The following is a 22,362-nucleotide window of genomic DNA, read 5'->3' on the forward strand; positions in this document are numbered from 1 at the left end:
CCATCGGGGTTTTTTGTTTATTAGGGCTTTAAAGTGAGGTATAAAACCTTACCGGTAAGCGCCGCTCTTACTCACGTAAAAACGCAATTTTAAACATTTATATTACCTGCTTTTGCCTTCACTAAAGTGCAGCGCCCTCTTAACCTTTTTGTGAATAAATTACTTAAAACCTTATTGCACAAAGAGAAGTAAAAGAGGAGTAAATGAGAAGAGACTAAAACACAGAAATTACGAATTTTGCTCGCCTACAAGTAAATTTAACCACAGCATCAAACTTTCCAGGTAGGCGTGAAGCTTGCTCACGCGAAAAAAGTAGCTTTTAATATTTATACTTAATAGACTACCTACTTTTGGCTTCTCTAAAGTGCAGCGCCCTCTTAACCTCTTTGTGAATAAATTACTTAAAACCTGATTGTACAAAGAGGAGTAAATGAGAAGAGACTAAAGCACAGAAATTACGAATTTTGCTCGCCTACAAGTAAATTTAACCACGGCGTCAAACTTTCACAGTAGGCGTGAAGCTTGCTCACGCGAAAAGCGCAGCTTTTAATATTTATACTTAATAAATAACCTACTTTTGGCTTCTCTAAAGCGAAGCGCCCTCTTAACCTCTTTGTGAATAAATCACTGAAAACCTGATTGTACAAAGAGGAGTAAATGAGAAGAGATTAAAGCACAGAAATTACGAATGTTGCTCCCCTACAAGTAAATTTAACCACGGCGTCAAACTTTCACGGTAGGCGTGAAGCTTGCTCACGCGAAAAGCGCAGCTTTAAATATTTATTACTAATAGCTTACCTACTTTTGGCTTCTCTAAAGCGAAGCGCCCTCTTGACCTCTTTGTGAATAAATAACTTATAAATCTATTTTTTGTAGGTATAACTTATTAAATGCGTTCGCCACCTGCTTTATAGCAAAACACTACATGCAAAACGCGCTCGAATTTAACGGATAGTCTATCACCTGCGAATGATAGCCTACTCCTATATATCCCCACTAATATATCGCTTTTTTCTTCCTTACTTAGGCGTTTATTGCTAACCTCGCGTTAACGTTTTTACTTAAACAAATTTTTGCTAACGGAATAATTATGCTCAAAAAAATATCACTGTTTATCGGGATGGCAATCAGTGCAAATGCTGTTGCTAAAGGTGGCGTATCACCCTACTTACCTTTAAATCAAGCCCCAGAACTTGAGCACCAAGTACAACGACTTTTAGCCGTAAGTAAAAACACACATATTATGAGTAAGCCTTATAAGGCGCACGATATTTATAGAGTACTTCAAACAGTTAGGCATACTTATCCAGAGTTATATCAAACACTTTCGTACCAACTTAGTCCTTATATTCAAAGCGACGCGGGCACATTTGCAAGAGTAACGCTTGCTGCTGGCACAAAAGATAAAACACTACCTAACCAACGCGGCCAAACCACTAAAACCAACTTGATAGTTGAAGGCGGCGCTTACGCTAACTTCGGGCGTTACTTTGGTGTAAGTGCTGCAGGCATAGCCAACGAAGACGAAATATTACCTACACAAAGCTTTTTTTACCTTGGTAATAGATACGCGCAGCTAGATGTAGGTTACCGTGAGCATTGGTACTCGCCATTTAACGACAGTGCCATGCTATTAAGCACACAAGCTAAAACAACGCCTTCTATAACGCTTAGTAATGTAGAGCCAATAACCAGCTTTAATATTCGTTACGATATGTTTATTAGTAAAATGACAGAGCAAAGCGGAATTTTAAAAGAAGGTAAGCAAACAGGTGTGGCAAGAGTTTATGAACCAGGTAAACCATATTTATTTGGCTTACATACTAGTTTTGCAGCAACCGATAACTTAACAATAGGCTTAAGCCGCTTAATGCAGTTTGGTGGCGGCCCACGAAGCGTTACAATTAAAGATTTTACAGAAGGATTTTTTACTCCTGGCGCTAAAGATAACGTAGGAAGAGAAGATGCTGATGAGCTTGGTGAAAATTTTGAGCTTGGCGATCAACTAGGCTCAATTACTTTTGCCTATAACAATAGTATTTATACGCTACCGTTCGAGTTTTATGGTGAAGTTGCGCTTGAAGACACCCTAGGCGGCTCTCGCAATAATGCATATAGCTTTGGTGTTTACTTACCGTTTATTGCTAATAACCACAGCTTAAGGTTTGAACACAGTAATTGGCAAAAACTTTGGTACGCCAATGGTATTTATTTAGACGGCAACCGTAATTCAGGTAATGTAATTGGCCACTGGGCAGGTGATGAACACGACTACACCGACTACACTCCGGCTAAATCGATGAGCGTAAACTGGCATTGGCAATTAAGTAAAATAGAAAGCTTAAATACCACTATTCGTATGCTTGAAAATAAAAATGAAGGGTATAAAACAAGTTACGAACTGCAAACAGCGTACACACGCAAGTTGAGTAAACCAATAATGGGCGCTAAAAGTTGGGGAGCTGAGCTGTATCAAGGAAAAGATGTATACGGGGAAACGTTTGCTAGGTTAGGTGTATTTGCTAATTTTTAACACCCTATAAGTGCGAATTTATTTCGCGCTCACCTAACCCAACGTTACCAAGGCGAGGTATAAAACCTCACCTACAATATCCCCTGTAGGTCCGAATTTACTTCGCGCTCATCTAACCCAACTTTACTAAAAGCGAGGTATAAAGCCTCACCTACAATATAACACCCTGTAGGTGCGAATTTACTTCGCGCTCTCTTATTTTAAAAACCTCTGCTATCTTTAAAAAAGTACTGTACGCCTGTAAAAATGTATCGTTCTAATTTATTGCGAAAAGGCAGAGTGTCATTAACAAATAAGTTTTACACAATCGCACTACTGACGCATTCATTAACAATATATTGAATTATTAGCTTATCCACTAATTGGCAACATGCGAATACCAAGGCCAGCAACAGGGATAACGGCTTTCACGGGTAGTCCTTTATCTTTTAAATAAACAGATTATGTTTAGAAAGAGGCTAAACAAGGGAAGTAATAAACCATCATTATATTAATGAGTAAGTACTTTTTCAGTTTTGATATTAAGCTTTTTTTTAGATCTAATTAAAGTATCAAGCTTTTTTTCAATAAAAAAGTAGCATAACCAACCAGATAGTAAGCTTGCCCCTATCATAGAAAAAAAGTACAGAACTGAAAGATTAATTATCCCTAAATATTTAAAAATGAACGTTATTGCAGCAAGTGTAAATGGGTGCACTAAATAAAGTGAATAGGATGACATCCCTAATTCTAAATAAAATTTCTTTTTTCTAACTCTTGATTCCAAGCTAACAAAACCAAGAAAAACAAAAAACATTGGCACACCAGAAGTTAGTGCTTTTCCAAATATTGCGTTGTAGTAACCACTTTCATTCATAAAAATTAAAAGAGCAAAACCAAATAGTAGCAATAATAATGAAATACTAGCTTTAAATTTATACTTTTTAATAAATTCAAACGCTAAAATCCCCATAATAAACTCTAAAAGTAAAGGGCTTGTAATAAACTTTAATATTGGTAAATCAAAATTAAGTATCATTCCAAAAATAAAAAGGGTCATCAACACTATTGACGTAAATAATTTTTGCTTTCCTTTATCAAATAGAAAAAGAGAAAAAATAAAATAGAAAAAAAACTCATAACTCAAAGTCCATCCATTATTTACAAGGTACTTTGTTCCATCAGGAATAAGTAAATAAGATGAAATTATGGAGGTAACCCCGCCAGAAGAATTCACTAAGGAGGGGTTTATAAAAAAAATAATTAACGCAACCGAAGTCATCAACCAATACAAAGGAATTATTCTAATAACTCTTTGCTTCATAAACGTAGTAAAGTTTATTTTTTTATCTTGCACCGTTAGGCACATTATAAAGCCTGAAATTATAAAAAATAAATCGACCCCATAGCCACCAATATTAAACCAGCTAAGCAAATCAGATCCATTATTTTCAAGTTTAAAACTTGTATGAGTAAGTAAAACCATAAAAGCAGCTAGAGCTCTAAGGTATTGAATTGAAAGGTACACGTTAAGTCCATTTAGTTAGTTAAGAGTAAAAGCTTTTGTACCACTTAATAAGCTCACTTACGCCTTGCTTAACATCAACTTGCGCTTTATAGCCTGTCGCATTAAATAAATCCGTAGTATCAGCATAAGTTTTATAAACATCGCCGGCTTGCATTTCACGGAAGTTCTTTTTAGCTTCAGTACCTAGTTCAGCTTCAATGGCTTCTATAAACTTCATTAGGTTTATTGGGCTACCGTGACCAATATTATAAACCGCATACGGAGCGGAGCTAGAAGCAGGTGAACCGGTTTCAACTCTCCAATCTGGGTTTGCTTTAGGTATAACATCGGCAGCACGAACAACACCTTCTACTATGTCATCTATGTAAGTAAAGTCACGCCACATATCGCCGTTGTTATTTATATCAATAATGTCGCCGGCAAGTATTTTTTTAGTAAAAATATACGGTGCCATATCTGGGCGACCCCATGGGCCATATACAGTAAAAAAGCGTAAGCCTGTTGTAGGTAAACTATATAAATGAGAATAGCTATGCGCCATTAGCTCATTGGCTTTTTTAGTTGCAGCATAAAACGACACTGGGTGATCGACACTGTCGGTTGTTTCAAACGGTGTTTTTTCGTTTAAGCCATATACAGAGCTAGATGAAGCATAAACCAAGTGTTTAACTTTATTATTACGACACCCTTCAAGCACATTTAAGTGCCCTACTAAATTAGAGTCTGCATAAGCATCAGGGTTTTCTATTGAATACCTAACACCGGCTTGCGCCGCTAAATGTATTACTTTATCAAACTGCTGTGTTTTAAATAACTCGCCCATTACTGGGCGTTCACTTATATCAAGCTTAATAAATGTAAATGCTTCATGGCTTTCAAACTGCGCTAAACGAGCTAGTTTTAAATTTACATCGTAATAATCGTTAAGGTTATCAATACCGACTACTACATGACCGGCCGCTAACAATTTTTGACATGTTGCCGCGCCAATAAAACCTGCAGCACCCGTTACTAAATATTTCATAATTTCCTAATCTTTAAGCTGATAAAGTTGAAAGTTGAAAGTTGAAAGTCGAAAGTTGAAGACTAAAAGCTTAATCCCAAGTTTCAATAATTTTCATCAAGGCAGATATCATTTTTGATAACTGCCTAGACTCTTACATCCAGGTCCGTACTTTTACCTCAATGCCTTTAACTTTTTAAAGCTATGCTTATTTGCTAACGCGCCAGCAAACAAGGCGCCTACAACAATAATATCGCAATTATACGGCTGAGTCGTAGGCGTAAAGTTTGCGCACGCACGAAAAAGCCTAAACGCACCAGTAAGCAAGGCGCCTACAACAATAACATCGCAATTATACGGCTGAGTCGTAGGCGTGAAGCTTGCTCACGCACAAAAAACACTAATTTCAACTATAAGCCTTTAACCTAACTGCTATTTTTTTTATTAATCGCTACCAAACAAATCGCGAGTATAAACTTTGTCTGCAATATCGCTAAGCTCTTCAACCATACGGTTAGATACAACAACATCAGATATTTGCTTAAACTCGTTTAAGTCTTTAATTACACGTGAGTGATAAAATTCATTTTCTTCAAGTACTGGTTCGTAAACTACTACCTCAATACCTTTCGCCTTAATGCGCTTCATAATGCCTTGTATAGCAGAGGCTCTGAAGTTATCAGACCCTGTTTTCATTACTAAACGATACACGCCAACCACTTTAGGGCTACGCTTAATTATTGAGTCGGCAATAAAGTCTTTACGTGTCGTATTAGCATCAACAATTGCACCAATAATGTTGTTTGGTACATTTGCATAGTTTGCACGTAGCTGCTTAGTATCTTTTGGTAAGCAGTAACCACCGTAACCAAACGATGGATTGTTGTAATGATCACCAATACGTGGGTCTAAACTAACACCCTGTATAATTTGCTTAGAGTTTAAGCCATGCGCTTCAGCGTAGCTATCAAGCTCATTAAAGTAAGCTACACGCATTGCTAAATAAGTGTTTGAGAACAACTTAATAGCTTCGGCTTCTGTTGAGTCAGTAAAAAGTACTTCAATATCTTCTTTTATAGCGCCTTGCTTAAGTAAGCTTGCAAATACACTTGCGCGATCACTTTGCTCACCAACAACAATACGCGATGGGTATAGGTTATCGTGTAGCGCTTTACCTTCACGTAAAAACTCTGGCGAAAATATTAAGTTACTAACGCCTAACGCCTCTTTAATACCTTGCGTAAAACCAACGGGTATAGTCGACTTAATAACCATAACTGCATTTGGGTTATGCGCTATCGCATCTTTAATTACAGCTTCTACAGAGCTTGTATTAAAGTAGTTATTTTCAACATCGTAATCGGTTGGTGTAGCAATAATTACAAAATCAGCGTTTTTGTATGCTGCTACTTTGTCGGTAGTTGCTGTAAAGTTTAAGTCACTACGTGTTAAAAATTCACTAATTTCGGTATCGACAATTGGTGATTTTTTATCATTCAACAGTGCTATTTTGTGTTCGTCTATATCTAATGCGACCACTTCATTGTGTTGTGCTAGCAACATAGCGTTAGAAAGGCCTACATAGCCTGTACCTACTACGGCAATTTTCATATTATTCCCTAATTTAATTAAATGTTAAAATTCCAAAGTTACAGGATAGGTTAGCCTTGCTCCCATAGCTGACCATAGCTTATATCAGCTTCAATTGAAGAAAATGCCTCAAACCCATTTCCTGGTGTAAAAGTCATCTCTCCAAAGTATATTCGGTCTTCGACGAGATAAAGATCTACCCTTACATAATCGAACTCCTTCGCTAACTCAAGTGCAATAGCTTTTAAACGGTTCAAATTTAGTTCAGAAGGTAAGTCGTAGTCCCCGCCTTTATACATTAAATCATAATCCAACCTACGGTAATCAAGTGTGTATAAATTTCGCTTATGACTAGAAAAACGATCAAAGTCTATTTGCAAAAAACCCTCGTTACAATTAAAAATATGAAATTTAAAATCTTCAATATCATTCCCGCCATTCTCTATAAGCTCTTCAATTATTAGCTTTCTTGGAATTAGATCATATTGCGTTTCCCCCAATATTGAGCCCTTATAAGATGAACGCATTGCTTTATTAAACTTCCACTGCAATTTAGCTATATTAATTACAGCTTTATTTTTTACAATTTCTAAATGCTCCTCTCCGCTCCCGAAATTAGTTTTAATGACAAAAGAGTCAGGGAGGTTATCAAATTCGATTTCGTCGAATGAGTTATAAACTCCTAGAAGTGGAATTAAATACTCGCTACCGACTATGTCCTCAACAGTTTTACGAACAAAGTATTTATCAGAAAGTTCTGAATATTTTTCTAACATATTTAACTTTCTTACCTGCAACTTTTCTGTATACTTTTTGGGCTCTTGGAAATTAATAAGCTGCCTATGCTTGTAAAAATAATAGAGCGACACTCTTAACTTCAAAGGCATCAGCAATGCCAAAAATACAATTAACCTATAAAAAACAGTCATTTTAAACCCTTTAACCTATTTAATAAATGCCCAATAACAATTCCCCGAAACTCAGGATTAAGCAGTAAAACTTCTGCCTTTTTTAAGAAACCGGCAAAACGGGTTATTAAATTGCGTTTACTTTCAGAAGTATTATTTATAGGGTTTCTTTCTTCCACTACTCTAGTACACTCACGATGCCACTTATCTTTCGAATACCCCTCCACTTGCAGATCATAAAAAAACCTTGGTTCGATAATGGAACTGATAACTTTTCCCTCAACCGGAATTAGTTTTACAGGTAAGTAATCTATCGTGATATCAGCAGTAGTAAATGATAATTTTAAAATAAGGGAGTCATTGAGGAATGATTTATTTTTATGATTAGGTAAATCAAAAATAAAGTTACCTAATGAATAAAATATATACTTATTATCCGCTATTCTTTCGTAAGGCTGGATAGTGTGAGAGTGGTGGCATATTATAATATCTACTGAATATTTAAAAAGACTTTTCAAAAAATCTCTTTTTTTATACCAAGGATAAATAGTATATTCTTCACCACCATGGAAATTGAGCACGACCCAATTAACATCACTTCGGACACTGTCAATAGTCTTTTTTAAAATTTTTTTATTATAAACTGCTAACTTATCAATACAAGAATTCGTCATACTTTTGAATTGCTGAGTGAAACCAATTAAAGCAACCTTTACACCACTTCTTTCAATTATCTCAACTTTGAATAAACTTTTATCCATTGTACCGATATGTAATAGACCTGCCCCTTCAATGAGACCTAGTGTCTCAATATAACCAGACTCTCCGCAGTCAAATATATGATTATTTGAAATATTTAAACAACTTATATTACAACTTTTTAAGTAGTGAATGCTCTCGACTGGGCTTTTTACTTCTAAATCTTTTCTTAACGAGTTAGTTGATGTGACAGGGCCTTCCAAATTAATCACCGTCAGGTCGCTGTTGTCAATAAAGTCCAGAATCGAACTTGACATTATAGGAGATGCCCCTCTTACGTTACTGGCGTAGGCCCCCGTAAAACTAACATCGCCTGTAAAATTAATACTTAGCATTTACTTTCCATTTAATTTAATTAACTTTGCAGGTATACCACCATAAATTCCTGGTTCATAGAAAGATTTAGATAGAACAGCGCCACCTGCTAGTAAACTTGATTCAGGCAATCTCCCCCCAGCCAATACGAGCGCATTGCCAGCAATCCAAGCTCCAGCCCCTATAAATATTTCTTCGCGTTCTGACTCTCCATAACGGTAGCTTTTTTCTAATAACGTATGATTGCCTGACACTAAGGTACTTCCAATGCCAACCATTACTTCATTACCTAATATAATTTTTTCACATGCGTTTATTACCACATTCGTTGCTATATAAACGTCATTACCACACGTTAAATTAGGCAAACAAAACAACCGAGCCCCAGAAGAGACTTGAAAGTTTTTTCCGCACTCACCCATAGCTAAACTATATAACCCTCCCCTAAACCTCATCAAAACGCCTATATCGGGAAGAAAGAAGGTAAACGCCCAGATAAACCAAGCATACAAAAGAAATAACTTATGCTTCATTTTTATAGCCTATTATATCTAAAGTTCGCTTTATCCAATATTGTTGATTCGATAAACACTGCATTTTTTCAGCTCCTTTCTGTAACTTAGATAGAAGCACTCTGTCGTGGATCAATAGTTCAATGGTTGACAATAAACCAGCACTGTCACCTTGTTCAAAGATTAATCCATTATCACCATGAACTACAAATGCTTTTACTCCACCAACTTTTGATACTATAACTGGCTTTTTATAGGCCCATGCCTCCATAATTACACGTGGAAAACCCTCATAGTAATTATTTGAAGGTATAACAACAAGAGTTGTAGATTCTAGATAGCTAGCCAATTCTGAGTGAGGTAATTGCCCTTTGAAAAATACACTACTAGAAATACCTAGTCGATCAACTAACATCTTGGATGCCTCCAAATCAGGTCCATCACCTATAACTGTTAGCTGAACACTGCCCCCTAACTGACTCATTGAATTTATGAGGTCGAAAATACCTTTATCTTCGACCACACGGCCTATGAACAATAGCTTTATAACATCTGTATTACCTTGATTAAAGCTAGTATTAATAGGAGGCTTTTTTATCATTAAGTCTACAAATTGATATGTATTATTTGGTGCATATTGGTTACTAAACTTCTCCAGCGTAGAGCCCGTACACAAATTGATAGTATTTTTATGAATACAAATTTGACTCAACTTATAACGAATAAAACGAGACAACAAGTACCCAAAAACTTTTTCGATTGCAGAGTACTTACCATCCTTCCAAGTATTAGAAGCATCTGCACACATGTGATGTAAAACCTTTTCACCCGCCTTTAAAGCTCTTAGCCCAAAAATAATACTCCCAATGGAAGGGGTTCTAATCCAAAAATATGAACCACTATGTTTAGAAATAATATTATCAGCAGCTAACTGATAAGACTTTAAATAACCTTTCTTGAACAGACTTTTTAATGCAAAGTCTTTCGTTGAACGATAAGAAGGAAATGAATGGAAGTGGCTTTGATCAACTTCAGTACTGAAATTACGAGGCATTAACTGAACCTCGTAAGAAGGTGAGCATACATATACATTACTTTTACCTATAGCATCTTGTAAAAAAGCTGCGGATGTTGGCTTGGCAAAAAAAGTTTTATCAAATTTTTCATAAGTTTCACCAACGAATGCTATAATTTTCATATATTCCTCAGAAAATAAGGTTTAGAAGTAATAATTTAGAATTAGCTATCGCTATAAAAATCAGAAAAAAAATAAAACCACTTTCGCTTTTTTTTCCAACTGATTTATAGAAGCTATATAATACGAATGGCTCGACCAACATATAAACCACGTTATACCTACCTGATATTATTGAGTACTTATAAAAAACAAGACTAAACACCAGTAATAAGGCTCCCAGGTATACCATTGGAGAATATTCAACAGGCCCGGATTTTTTATTTAGTAAAACTAATATAAAAACTAGCACGCTTGACATATATACTAAAGAAGAAGTAGAGCGAATAACCATATGCTTAGAGTCCTCTTCAGCATAGTAATAATATCCCATAAAGATTAGAATGTAATTCACCAAAACACTTAAAGTAAGTAAGAGAGCAATGTAGAGTAGTAAGCTTTTAAAGTTTTTTGTAAAGGTAACTTTCTCATTTACGTTTAGCATCTTCTTCAAAAAAAACGACAGAAATAGAAAAATAGAAGTAGCATTATGAAATAAAGCCGCGCCAAGAGAGTACATATAAAACCGTCTTTTATTTATAAAAAACTTAAAAATAACTAAACATAGCAAAGTAGCAATACCAAACCTAATTTGCGTACCTAAAAGCCCCTGAGATAAAAACAATAAATTAGGAAAAGCTAATATAAACACATAAGGGTTTGAATATAACAGTGCTATAAAAATCAACTCTATGAAGATTAATACGCTCCAAAAACTCTCAAACGGCAACATGAATGACCTAGATATATCTTCGAGAAATGTATAACCTAATTCAAATTGATTCCATACTTTCTCATAATTATCTTTATAGCCTCCGTAATCTAAGTTCTGAGCACTATCAAAATTAATAAAATAAAAAAGTATTGGTAAAAATAATAGATATAATATAGCGCTATAGAGCAATTCTTTATTCATAGTTAACTTTCTAGTTCTCACAACCCAGCACACCTATCATTTAAATAGCACCAATAATATTTAGTAAAATTCTTATCTTGTATTAAACCTTTATAACAATCTATAGGAAGATATGATTTTCTAAATTATTATAGCCCAATAAAGATTGTACTTAAGTTATACAAGTACATGTAAACAGCGATGTATAGAGTCTACTAAGGTACAATCCACTTTAACTAGCTATTAAAACTAAAATAGCCTCTTATTATTTTTTTCTTATAATATTTTTCATTTGAAGAAACATCAATTTCCCCCATTCAAAAGAGTTAACAAAATCGAACTTATAAATGGACTTCAGTAAAAATTTGAAACTATACCTCATATTACTTGATTTTTCAGGGCGAATATTTAATAAATGTTTCTCAGCTTCATTTAATAAATTACGACTTCCAACACTTCGATTTACAGCTCTTTCTTTAAACCAAACCTGTTTAAACTTATGATCTGGTGAAAAAGAAAATCCATCTGAGAAGATCCTTTGCTCATATAGAAAATCACTTACAGATATAATCTCCCCCAGCTCACTCAACCTAAAGAAAAGATCCCAATCTGCGCAATACTTAAATCTTGCATCATACCCTCCCACCTCCTCGTAAGCAGTTCTTTTGTACATTACTGTTCCATGGACAAATGGCATATTTTTCTGCAGCTGAACATTACTACTATTTTGTTTAGGCTTAAAATATCTCTTTCTAAAAGGGTAAGCAGCCGGGTATTGAATTGTGCCGGAACCTACAGCTACAGCTGATTCATCTGCTATGAAAGCTTCGACAAGTTTAGTAACTCTCTGTGGGTTGGAAATATCGCCAGCCCCATGAATCGCAATAAACTCCCCACTTGTATATGCTATCGCATTACGGATAGTTTGGGTAAAACCTTGGTTTTCTTGGTGTATAACCTTTACTTTATTTGATGAGTAACGCTCCAATATTGGCACAACATCCTTATCTGTACTCCCATCATTTATAATCACTATTTCAATATTGTTATATTCTTGATTAACTAAACTTTCTACTGAGTCAGCAATATATTCAGCTCGATTATACCAGGCGCATACGACTGATACTTTAGGTAAACTATTTTTCATTTTTTCCTACTGATTAAAATTAGAGGTGCGGACAAATACCTACTCATGCTAAAAAGCGTAACTATATAAATATGGCTGAGCATTAGAGTAAATAAACAGGGTGTAGTAACTACTTATATGAACCGATAGCTTAGATAACACCATTAAGAACAGAGATAGTTAAATCATTTTTCACTTTCAATTATTTTAGCTGGTATACCAACAGCGGAAGTGTTATCAGGTACACTCTTAGTCACGACAGCATTTGCTCCTATAGTAGCACCATTACCAATAGTTATATCTCCGATAACTTTTGCCCCTGCAAAAATCACTACATCACTACCAATCTTAGGGTATAATCCCCTCTCACCTTCACCAACTCTTGCAGCCCCCAGAGTAACGTTTTGGTATATAGTAACGCGCTCCGAAATAACTACTCCATCCCCTATTACAACCCCTACGGGATGAGGAAACTTTATACCAGCTCCTACACTAGCTTTCGCGGACAAGTAACAAGAAAAGTTTCTATTAATTTTTTTTATACAAAAAATCGCTATATAACTAAAAAAAAAGCCTCTTTTAGTATATCTTAAAGCTCGATAATAAAGCTTTTCTATAGGCTCGCCAAATAAAAGCTGCCGTATTAAACTTTTCAACACCAATCATACCCTCCATTAAAAGTAAAACTAAATTTCTAACATCAATTATTTATGCAATCAAAGTCTAAAATTAAATTTTCGAAAATAGCATTTAATTTTCACCTAATTTCTTAATCTCATTTTTTAGCACTTTAAAAATCAAGTAAGTGATAAAAAAATAGTGGGCTGTTAGTAGAAAGGAATATAAAAATAGTGTGTTCTCTATAGCTAACCCCAATAAAATTGAAAGTGAAAATAGCCCTATTAATAGTAGGAATCTAGACAGATTAATCCAAAAGTAAAAGGAGTTACGAGCATATACATTTAAGATGTTTATTAATGGTGCAGATGCTAAATTAGCAACAAGGTATATAGCCATTATTCTTGCGTATTTTCCTGCATCAACCCATTCGTTACCGAAAGTAATTTTGAATATCACCTCACCAAAAACTATAATAAGAATAAAAGGTAATAAACTTACAAGTAACAATTTCTTTAAAAGATCACGTGATATTTTTTCGATCTTGATTGGATTTTTACGTCCTATAGTTGCTATTTCACCATAAAATGCTTGACCAACAGTATTCCCGATTAAGCTTATTGGAAGACTTAATACCATGAGCGCTAAGCCTACTTTTCCAGCATCTTCACTTCCATAATAAGATGCATAAAATAAAATAGGCATATTCATACTTAGAGAAAGAAGCACTTGGGAAGGTAAACGGTACTTTGGTATATCGGCATAATATCGAGCTATAAAAAGCATTTTTCTTGTACTAATTATTTTTTTATTATAGTTTGTTAAATAGAACTTAAATAAAGTAATTACAGAGCCAGCCTGAACAAGGGTTTGGCCTATTATCAAACCAATAGGCCCTATACTCATTAAGCCGAATAATATTTTACTCGCAGTTCCCACAAAAGACTGTAAAACATTAGCTTTCGATAGTAATTTAAATTCTTTACACCTAACAGCCCATGTATTAAGTATTTCAACTAAACCAAGTAAGAACACACTTATTGGTAGCAAGTACCAATAAGGGTTTAATACATCTAAATTAAGTAATTGAAAAATTGATGGGTAGCAGAAATAAGTAATAACGAATAGCAAGCTACTAACTACACTTAAAATTACCAAACACAGCATGCTAGAGTTAAGTGCATAACCTAAAGTTCTTGGTAGTGGAATTACGACACTATAACGAAGTGAAGAAAAAGCTAGTAAAACTCCAGAGAGAGAAATGAAAGCCGAGAGCACCCCCATATCTATAGGCGAATATAGCCTTGTAATTATGGGGATACTCAAAATACCTATTAGCCTCGCAGCAATAGAACCTGTCACCAAAGCTAAAATATTGCTATAAAGATTACCCATTAGCTGTTTTATATTCCATATTTATCGGTTTAGGCTAACAAAGTAAGAGCAGCCTGATCTGCATCTATAAGAGCACAATTTTCAGATACATATTTGGCTTCTGACTTTAACCGAAATCCCGTTTTAGCCTGTACCCTGTCCAAAGATAGAAGGATTAAATTCAAAATATCAATGGCTTTAGCATTTCCATCATTAACAATAAAATTTGCGTGTTGAGTAGATATAGATGCGCCGCCTATTTTATAGCCTTTCAAACCAACATCTTCTATTACCTTACCTGGTGGTCCAAAAGTATCGTACATAGCGGGGTCACTAATAAAAACAGAGCCACAACTTGGCTTTTTCCTAGGAAATTTTTTTCTTCTAGATTTAAGTATATTTAAACATTCATGCCTAATTATTGATTTGCTCTGAAAGTTTAATCTGATCTTCGCGCCTATCACTAATTCAGTATTAGATTGAAAAATGCTATTACGATATGAAAACAAGCACTCATCTCTACTTCTCGTGATTAAACTACCGTTCTCATCTAAAGAATCAACACTTATTAAATTATCTGAAAAAGACTTTCTTTGGCTACCTGCATTCATATATACCGCCCCACCCAAGCTAGCAGGAACACCAACGAGGTGCTCTATCCCTGAAAGACCGCGGTTAACACACTGCCTGACTACATAAGGTAAATATGCCCCCCCACCCACAGTGAGAACATTTCTCTCAAATTGACATGAAGAAAACTTAGGACCGAGCTTTATCAGCCCCCCTCGGACCCCTGCATCAGAAAATAACAAGTTTGTTGTATTTCCAATAACTATTGATGGTAAACCCAATTTTTCAAGATATACTAGGGCTTCCTTTAACTCTAAAATTGTATCAACTATAAATAGGAAGTCAGCCTTCCCACCAACTCTCCAATAGGAAAACTCTTTAAGCGAAATATCTTTATATAATGCCATAGTTAGTCTATTTCTTTAACATCGGCACCGAGTCCAAGCAATTTTTCTATAATTTGATTGTAACCTCTCTTAATTTGCCAGGAGTCATTGATAACAGTTTTTCCCTTTGAAGCAGCAAGACCCATAATCAATAACATTATCCCAGCTCTCAAATCTAAAGCTTTAACTTCATTACCGACGATTTTACTTCCTCCTTGTCCATGTATAACTAGTAGATCACCATCAATAGCGCTGGCTACACCCATTTTCTTCATTTCATCACTATAACCGTATCGCCCGGGAAAGCGTAAATCAATAATGTGACTATCGCCATTACAGAAAGCCGCAAATGCAGCAAATATTGGCTGCATATCTGAATTAATTCCTGGATAAGGACCAGTACTAATTTCAACAGGATAACAGTCTCCGGCACCTATAATTGCATTGTTACCGTTTCTATATAAGTTAACACCACTTTCTCGAAGGTGGATAAGCGGAACCTCAAGATCCTTAAACGGGAAATCTTCTATGGTAATTGTACTTTTAGTCACTGCTCCAATTACAGCCCAAGTCAAAGCCTCCATATTATCTGGCATAACAGAATGATTTACAGGAAGTAGCTTTTCAACTCCTATAATCTCTATCCTCTCTTGCCCATGCACAATAATATTAGCACCTGCATTATTCAAAAACTTTGTTAAATCAATTATTTCAGGGCGAATATGTGGGTTATAAATGTTAGTAATACCACTTGCTAATGTGGCCATAATAATGGCATTCTCTGTAGCACCGGTAGAACGCATTCTTAATTTTATATCAGTTCCTACCAAACGACCATTGCTTCTAGCAACGAGATAGTCGCCTTCCTCGTAAACGTTAGCGCCCAACGACTCTAGAACATCCACATGAATATCATATTTACGTTCTCCGAGTTTACATCCACCAGGTAATGGAACCTTACCATGACCATATTTTGTTACTAGCCCACCGAGAATCAAAAGAGTGTTACGAATAGATCTCCCTTCCCAATCTAAAGTGGTTGATAGGGGGGTTAGCTGAGATATATTAACTGTTTCAGGTGTACTATATACTAAGGATTTCCCTAAATGCTTTAGCATCTCTTCATGCACTTGGACATCTAATAATTCTTTTGGGTAGTTACGCAGAATAACATCACTATCGAAAAGAATCGAAGCTGCTAACAGCCTCAAAACGCTATTTTTAGCACCGCTTACTTTAACAGTTCCATTAAGTTGGCTTGGGGCCACCTGAATTTTATTTCTCATTTAAAATATCTCAATATTTTGTAAAACATTACCTAAGTGATCTATTAATCACTCATTTGGATTAGTATCTATTTATATAAAAAGCTAACACTTCTAATTTATGCATTAAGATCAGGAGTGAATAGTTAATCTTTAAACTAGGTATTTAAAGAAGCCTTTAGCGGAGTAAATTATAAAATGGTATATGGCTTTAAATACATTAAGCTTTAAAACATCACGATATAAGAGCCACTGCCACTTTAATATTTCTAACTTGTTTTGTGTCATACCAGAATCAACTCTATAAAAAGCTAAAATATCAGTTAAGCAATATGCTTTAGGTACATTTTCTAATATTTTAAGCCATAACGCCATATCTTGGCGCTTACGTATAAGTGGCATATACTTTTTTCCAAGTATTTGTGCATCATACATAGCAGTTAAGCAACCAATAACATTCCCACTTAACAGCTTATTATAAGTGGTAAACTTAGGTGGTATTACTGAACTTTTTAACCGTCCTTGCTCTATTTTTCTATAAGCAGTAAATGTAAACGGATAATTATGTTTAAGCATAAAATAAACTTGCTTAGTTAATTTTTCCGGTAGCCATTGATCGTCAGCATCTAAAAAAGAGATAAAACGGCCTCTAGCTTGTTTAATTGAATTATTCCTCGCTACACCAGCACCGCCATTTTCGTGGTTTATAAACAACTTAATACGCTCATCTTTAATAACATAATCCCGAACTATATGGTGAGTATTATCGGTTGAGCGGTCATCTGTTATTAATAACTCCCAGTTAGTATAAGTTTGGTTCATAACTGACTCTATGGACTCTGATATATAAAGCTCTGCATTATAAGCGGGCATGATCACTGACACCAAAGGAGCGACCATTATCGCCCCATCCCAAATATTACAGTTTTAACGGTCAATAGCAGTATTTTAAAATCTAGCAATACAGAATGGTGCTTTATGTAATGTATGTCGTATTTATGCTTCCAAATAGCATCATCTACAGAAGCGCCATAAGGGTAGCTTACTTGGGCAAGTCCTGTAACACCTGGTTTAACTGCATGACGGAAGCGATAATAAGGTATCTCTCTTTCTAAATCTTTTATAAATACTTCACGCTCAGGCCGAGGACCTATTATTGACATAGTTCCTTGTAACACATTAATGAGCTGAGGAATTTCATCAATACGTGTTTTACGTATAAATTTACCGACCTTAGTTACTCGTACATCGTTTTTAGCGGCCCATTGCGCGCCATTTTTTTCAGCATCATTGCGCATAGATCTAAACTTATATACCTTAAACTCTTTATTATATTGACCTGTCCGCTTTTGCTTAAAAAGCATTGGCCCTGGGCTTTCTAGTTTAATAAGTAAGGCTGCAATTAGAGAAAAGGGGATTGTCAGGATCAACAAAATAATAGCGCTTAAAATATCAACGAAACGCTTTGCGACCTGGGTTCGCCTATTTGATAAAATTGAAAATGCTTTTTGGTGTAAAAAGTAACTACTATGAAGTAAACGAACCTCTGTGTATTTCAGTCTATCATCTAAATAGCTAACTAATGGCTCTACCCAAGCACCACACTCGGTAGCGCTTACTAAGAATTTACGCTGCTCTTTTGTTAAGTGCGCACTTTGGTAGTGGCATACTACTTTTTTAGTAAAATCAGTTATACTATAATTATTTATAACAATATCGAAAGAATAATCATCAATAATTGTAGTTATTTTTTTAGCGCACTCTTCCGGACAAAAAACATAGATAACACTCTGTTTTAATGCCTCAGCTTTAGATTTGAAACTTTCGGTAATGAAGATAGATTCTAATTCCCCTAAATTATTATTTACAGGTTGCTCTGCTGTAACTAGATTACCTATATTCAGACTCATATACTTCTCTTTTTATATTTATTTATCTGATTTATATTCATAATTATAATAACCATAATATCCATAGGAATTACTGGCTTTTTTAACTACACCATTAAAAACTAGCCCTTTTACATCAATACCGTTTTGTTCAAAGCGATTACGGGTTAATTCTATTTCACGTAGGTGATTTTGACCAAAACGAGCGACTAGCAACGTGGTGCCCGTGTGCGCACTTACAATTGCGGGGTCGGTTACTGCAAGTATTGGAGGTGTATCAATAATTATAATGTCGTAAGCAGCGCTTACCTCTTCAACTAATTTGCTAAAGTTTGAGTGCATTAATAACTCAGAAGGATTTGGCGGTATTTGCCCGCGCGTAATAACACTTAAGCCTTCAACCTTGGTTGGTTTAGTAACTTGCTCTAGATTTAATCGGCCCGATAGGTAATCACTTAGGCCATCGTCCCACTTTAAGCCAAACTGTGTTTGTAAGTAGCCTTTGCGCATATCGGCATCAATAATAAGTACTTTTTTACCGCTTTGTGCGAGTACTGATGCTAAGTTAACCGATATAAACGATTTACCTACGCTTGGGCTTGGGCCCGATATAGCAATAATGTTATTTTTAGCTTCCATCATCGCAAAGTGCAAGCTAGTACGTAAGCTACGTAGAGCCTCTATAGCTAGGTCGGCTGGGTTATCTAGCGCTAATATACTTTTAGGCTTATTTGTTTTGTTTTTACGGGCTCGCTCGGCAAAACCACTTAGTTTATCTTGATAATCTGAATGCGGCACACTTGCGTATACCGGTAAGCCTAACGCTTCTATCTCGCTTGGGTCTTCAACGCCTTTGTGCATTGCCTTTTGTATAAGCACAATAGCCACAGCCAACATACCGCCTAGCATAGTAGCTATTACCACAATTAATGCTTTTTTGGGTTTAACTGGCTTGCTGGTATTTACCTCGGCGAAGTCAATTACACGTACGTTACCTACAGTACCTGCACGCACTATATCTAGCTCTTGTGTTTTACTAAGTAGTAGCGTGTAAATTTGGTTACTTACCTCAACATCGCGTTTTAAGCGTAGTAGCTCTTGTTGAGTTTCTGGCAGGTTACCTACCTCACCTACTAGTTCTTGTTTTTGACTTTCAACCGCTTCTATTTGCTCGAGCATACCTTGATATGTTGGATGGTCTTTTTTAAATTTACGGCCAATATCTAATCGTTTTAGATTTAGCTCTTGTAACTTGGTTTCAAGCTTTACAACTTGTTCAAGCACGCCTTGCGTTTCTAGCGTTATATTTATTGATTGGCGTTTTATTTGATAGTCGTTAAAGCGTTGCTCTGCGTATTCAAGCTGTTTTTTAATTTCAGGTAATTGTACTTCTAAAAACTCAAGCGACTTTTGCGCCTCTGCGCTATTTCGCTCTACGTTACGGCGTACATAAATAGCCGCTACCTTATCAAGTACTTTTTCAGCGTAGCTAGGTTTAGTGCTTTGTAAGCTTAAGTTAATTATGCCTGAATCTTTACCTTTTTCGCTTGCGCCAATAGCCGTTTGCAAATCTAAAATAGTATTTAAGCGATCTTTACGGGTAATTGTAAACTCTGTACCAGGGCGTGCATTTAAAGTACGAATGGTTAGGTTAAACTTACCGTTTGTAAGCTCCTCGCCTACTTTACCCGATAATATTTGCTCGCCGTCACCATTTAATAGTATCAGGCTATTATTAGCTTGTGCTACCAATGTAAATTCTTGATTTACAGCAGTACGTGGTACGTCAAACCTAAATACATTTATGCTCTCACCGCCCCATGCGTAGCTATTAGCACCAAAGCTTGGCTCAGCTAAATCGCCATCTTCTATTGGAGTAAAAGTACGGTATGCTCGGCTACCTATAAACGGGAATAGTTTGGGCTCTGCAATTATATCAAGCTTTAGCGTATCAACGGCCTCACCTATTATACTGCGAGACTTTAATAGCTCTATTTCGGTTACTGCAGCCGATGTACTTTCAAACATGCCTGCCATATCGTCAAAGCCTGGGACTGATGCGCCACCGTCTTCAACTTGTATCATGGCTGTTGCTTGGTAAACTGGGGTACTTAATACAGCATATATAACACCTACAAACATAAACAGTGCGGTTACGGCTACTATAAAGTATTTGCGATCGAGCAGAGCGCCTAGTAGCGCCATTAAATCAATTTCTTGCGTTGGTTGCGTATTATTAGTGTTTTTACTATTCGCGCTACTTGCGCTGTTATTCGGCTGGGTATTCATTAAATTAGCCATTCCTTATAAATACTTTTGCCAAGCGCTACACGCGCTGTCGATTAATGTATAAACGTGTTCAAAAGCCTCTTGGCTTTGGCGATATGGGTCTGGTATTTCTGCGTTATTAATCCACTTACCTAGTAAAAACGTTTTACCGCGCGCCTCTGGATAACGAGCGTGTACGTCGTTTAAATGGCGTTCTTCCATTACGAGTATTACGCTGTTTTGCGCTACTAAGCTTGATGTAAGCTGCTGCCCTTGGTGGGCATCCATATTAACGCCATGTGCGAGCGCTATTTGTTTTGCTTTTGCATCTGCTGGTTTACCTTCAAGTGCTGTTAACCCAGCAGACGATACTTTAATATTTTTGCCTTCAAGCTTTTGTTTTAAAACATACTCACCTGTTGGGCTGCGGCAAATATTACCTGCACATACTACTAAAACTGAATCAAACATTTTTAAAAACCCTTAGTTTGCAGTTATATCGTCAACACTATCTACAGTAGCAATTGACGGTAACAGTAAGCTTATTACACGGTTCCAACGGGCAAGCGGTGCCGATGTTACGTATACAATATCGCGCGGTTGTAGTTCAAACTGTTCAGCTAATACCATTGCCGCTATATTTTTAGCGTGTAATTGGTATACGTTTGCAATAACACCGGTTTGCTCTACGTTACTTTTACGCAGTACAAATACGCCATTGGCGTCGGCTGTTGCTTCGTTTAAGCCGCCTGAGTCGCTTAGCGCTTCGGCCAAGTTTAAACCGTAACGGTTAAGCGTTACTGAACCTGCTTTTTTAACATCACCTAATACGAATATTTTTTGTGCATCGTTTCGGTTTACGTGCACAATGTCGCCATGTTGCAATAAGCGGTTTTGCGAAATATCACCATGGGCATAAAAGTCATCAAGTTTAATAACTTCTGTTTTATCGCCACGGGTAAATGTTACTGTGCGCCAATCGGCGGCATCAGTTAAGCCGCCGGCTTGATTTAGAGCATCTATTAATGTAAGCGGTATTTCGGTTACTGGGTATACACCTGGCTTGTTTACTTCACCGGTCACGTAGGTTTTTTGGCTTCTAAAGCCAACTACTTTTACGTCTACTTGCGGGTCTTCTATTACGCGGCTTAGGCGTTTAACAAGCTCATTACGTACTTGGCTTATTGTTTTACCTGCTGCTGGTATATTTGGTGCGTAGGCGTAAGTAATGGTGCCGTCTCGTTGTACACGGAAGCCGTCAAACTCTGCGGTACGTTGTACTGCTGCGGGTATTGTTAGCTCTGGGTGATCCCATACGCCTATTGTTAGTACGTCGCCAACACCTAGTTTGTATTCGTAGTTACTTACGTTTAAACCAGCAGTGCTTGAAATTGGCTTAGCTGCTATACGCGCTTGATTTTGTTTATTTATTAGTTGCGAGTCGATTATTTGAATGTTTACTTTTTCGAGATCTTGTTCGAGGTTTTGTGTTTGCTCGCCTGGGTCTATACCTTCAAAGTGGCTGCCTGGAACTATTGTACAGCCGGTCATGCTAAGTATTGCGAGTATTGATGCGAGTGATTTACAGCTTAACGCCATTGTAGAATCCC

Annotated in this window: 19 protein-coding genes; 1 reads left to right on the plus strand and 18 read right to left on the minus strand. The window is 36.3% G+C overall.

Annotated elements, in window-relative coordinates:
- Positions 1-1,090: 1,090 nt before the first annotated feature.
- Entirely contained in the window at positions 1,091-2,533 is a 1,443-nt protein-coding gene (locus H5087_RS02070) for a capsule assembly Wzi family protein (RefSeq protein WP_182670979.1), read from the plus strand.
- A 490-nt stretch (positions 2,534-3,023) separates the two neighbouring features.
- Here the strand turns inward: H5087_RS02070 and H5087_RS02075 are convergent, their stop codons facing one another.
- The 18 genes from H5087_RS02075 to H5087_RS02160 form a co-directional block, all read right to left on the minus strand.
- Entirely contained in the window at positions 3,024-4,040 is a 1,017-nt protein-coding gene (locus tag H5087_RS02075; protein WP_182670980.1) for an acyltransferase, read from the minus strand.
- 19 nt (positions 4,041-4,059) lie between these two features.
- Complete coding sequence (locus H5087_RS02080; protein ID WP_182670981.1) at positions 4,060-5,064, minus strand: NAD-dependent epimerase; 1,005 nt, start codon at positions 5,062-5,064, stop codon at positions 4,060-4,062.
- A gap of 423 nt (positions 5,065-5,487) precedes the next feature.
- On the minus strand, positions 5,488-6,654 hold the full coding sequence (locus H5087_RS02085) for a nucleotide sugar dehydrogenase (RefSeq protein WP_182670982.1): 1,167 nt from the start codon (positions 6,652-6,654) through the stop codon (positions 5,488-5,490).
- Between the two features lie 50 nt (positions 6,655-6,704).
- On the minus strand, positions 6,705-7,562 hold the full coding sequence (locus H5087_RS02090; RefSeq protein WP_182670983.1) for an ATP-grasp fold amidoligase family protein: 858 nt from the start codon (positions 7,560-7,562) through the stop codon (positions 6,705-6,707).
- Positions 7,559-8,635 carry a CapA family protein gene (locus tag H5087_RS02095; RefSeq protein WP_182670984.1) on the minus strand — a complete coding sequence of 359 codons (1,077 nt, stop codon included), beginning with the start codon at positions 8,633-8,635 and terminating at the stop codon, positions 7,559-7,561. Before H5087_RS02095 ends, H5087_RS02090 begins: the two co-directional genes overlap by 4 nt.
- The gene (locus H5087_RS02100; protein WP_182670985.1) at positions 8,636-9,148 is read right to left on the minus strand and encodes an acyltransferase; all 513 of its coding nucleotides are present in this window, start codon (positions 9,146-9,148) and stop codon (positions 8,636-8,638) included.
- Entirely contained in the window at positions 9,138-10,325 is a 1,188-nt protein-coding gene (locus H5087_RS02105; protein ID WP_182670986.1) for a glycosyltransferase family 4 protein, read from the minus strand. Before H5087_RS02105 ends, H5087_RS02100 begins: the two co-directional genes overlap by 11 nt.
- A 7-nt stretch (positions 10,326-10,332) precedes the next feature.
- Positions 10,333-11,277 carry an EpsG family protein gene (locus tag H5087_RS02110; RefSeq protein WP_182670987.1) on the minus strand — a complete coding sequence of 315 codons (945 nt, stop codon included), beginning with the start codon at positions 11,275-11,277 and terminating at the stop codon, positions 10,333-10,335.
- Positions 11,278-11,521: 244 nt separating this feature from the next.
- Positions 11,522-12,403, minus strand: a complete 882-nt coding sequence (locus H5087_RS02115) for a glycosyltransferase (RefSeq protein WP_182670988.1) — start codon at positions 12,401-12,403, stop codon at positions 11,522-11,524.
- A gap of 164 nt (positions 12,404-12,567) precedes the next feature.
- Entirely contained in the window at positions 12,568-13,038 is a 471-nt protein-coding gene (locus tag H5087_RS02120; RefSeq protein ID WP_182670989.1) for a serine O-acetyltransferase, read from the minus strand.
- A 94-nt stretch (positions 13,039-13,132) separates the two neighbouring features.
- On the minus strand, positions 13,133-14,395 hold the full coding sequence (locus H5087_RS02125; protein ID WP_182670990.1) for a lipopolysaccharide biosynthesis protein: 1,263 nt from the start codon (positions 14,393-14,395) through the stop codon (positions 13,133-13,135).
- A 29-nt stretch (positions 14,396-14,424) separates the two neighbouring features.
- Positions 14,425-15,351, minus strand: coding sequence for a UDP-N-acetylmuramate dehydrogenase (murB, locus tag H5087_RS02130; RefSeq protein WP_182670991.1), 927 nt, complete (start codon positions 15,349-15,351; stop codon positions 14,425-14,427).
- 2 nt (positions 15,352-15,353) lie between these two features.
- Positions 15,354-16,616, minus strand: a complete 1,263-nt coding sequence (locus H5087_RS02135) for a UDP-N-acetylglucosamine 1-carboxyvinyltransferase (RefSeq protein ID WP_182670992.1) — start codon at positions 16,614-16,616, stop codon at positions 15,354-15,356.
- A gap of 132 nt (positions 16,617-16,748) precedes the next feature.
- Positions 16,749-17,495, minus strand: a complete 747-nt coding sequence (locus H5087_RS02140) for a glycosyltransferase family 2 protein (RefSeq protein ID WP_182670993.1) — start codon at positions 17,493-17,495, stop codon at positions 16,749-16,751.
- Positions 17,495-18,505, minus strand: a complete 1,011-nt coding sequence (locus tag H5087_RS02145; RefSeq protein ID WP_182670994.1) for an exopolysaccharide biosynthesis polyprenyl glycosylphosphotransferase — start codon at positions 18,503-18,505, stop codon at positions 17,495-17,497. Before H5087_RS02145 ends, H5087_RS02140 begins: the two co-directional genes overlap by 1 nt.
- Before the next feature lie 18 nt (positions 18,506-18,523).
- Complete coding sequence (locus H5087_RS02150) at positions 18,524-20,773, minus strand: polysaccharide biosynthesis tyrosine autokinase (RefSeq protein ID WP_182670995.1); 2,250 nt, start codon at positions 20,771-20,773, stop codon at positions 18,524-18,526.
- Positions 20,774-20,788: 15 nt separating this feature from the next.
- Positions 20,789-21,223 (minus strand): low molecular weight protein-tyrosine-phosphatase, encoded by a 435-nt coding sequence (locus H5087_RS02155; protein WP_007582278.1) that lies wholly within the window; start codon positions 21,221-21,223, stop codon positions 20,789-20,791.
- 12 nt (positions 21,224-21,235) lie between these two features.
- The gene (locus H5087_RS02160; RefSeq protein WP_182670996.1) at positions 21,236-22,351 is read right to left on the minus strand and encodes a polysaccharide export protein; all 1,116 of its coding nucleotides are present in this window, start codon (positions 22,349-22,351) and stop codon (positions 21,236-21,238) included.
- Positions 22,352-22,362: the final 11 nt, after the last annotated feature.

The sequence above is a fragment of the Pseudoalteromonas sp. SR43-7 genome (genome assembly GCF_014163785.1).
Lineage (GTDB): Bacteria > Pseudomonadota > Gammaproteobacteria > Enterobacterales > Alteromonadaceae > Pseudoalteromonas > Pseudoalteromonas distincta.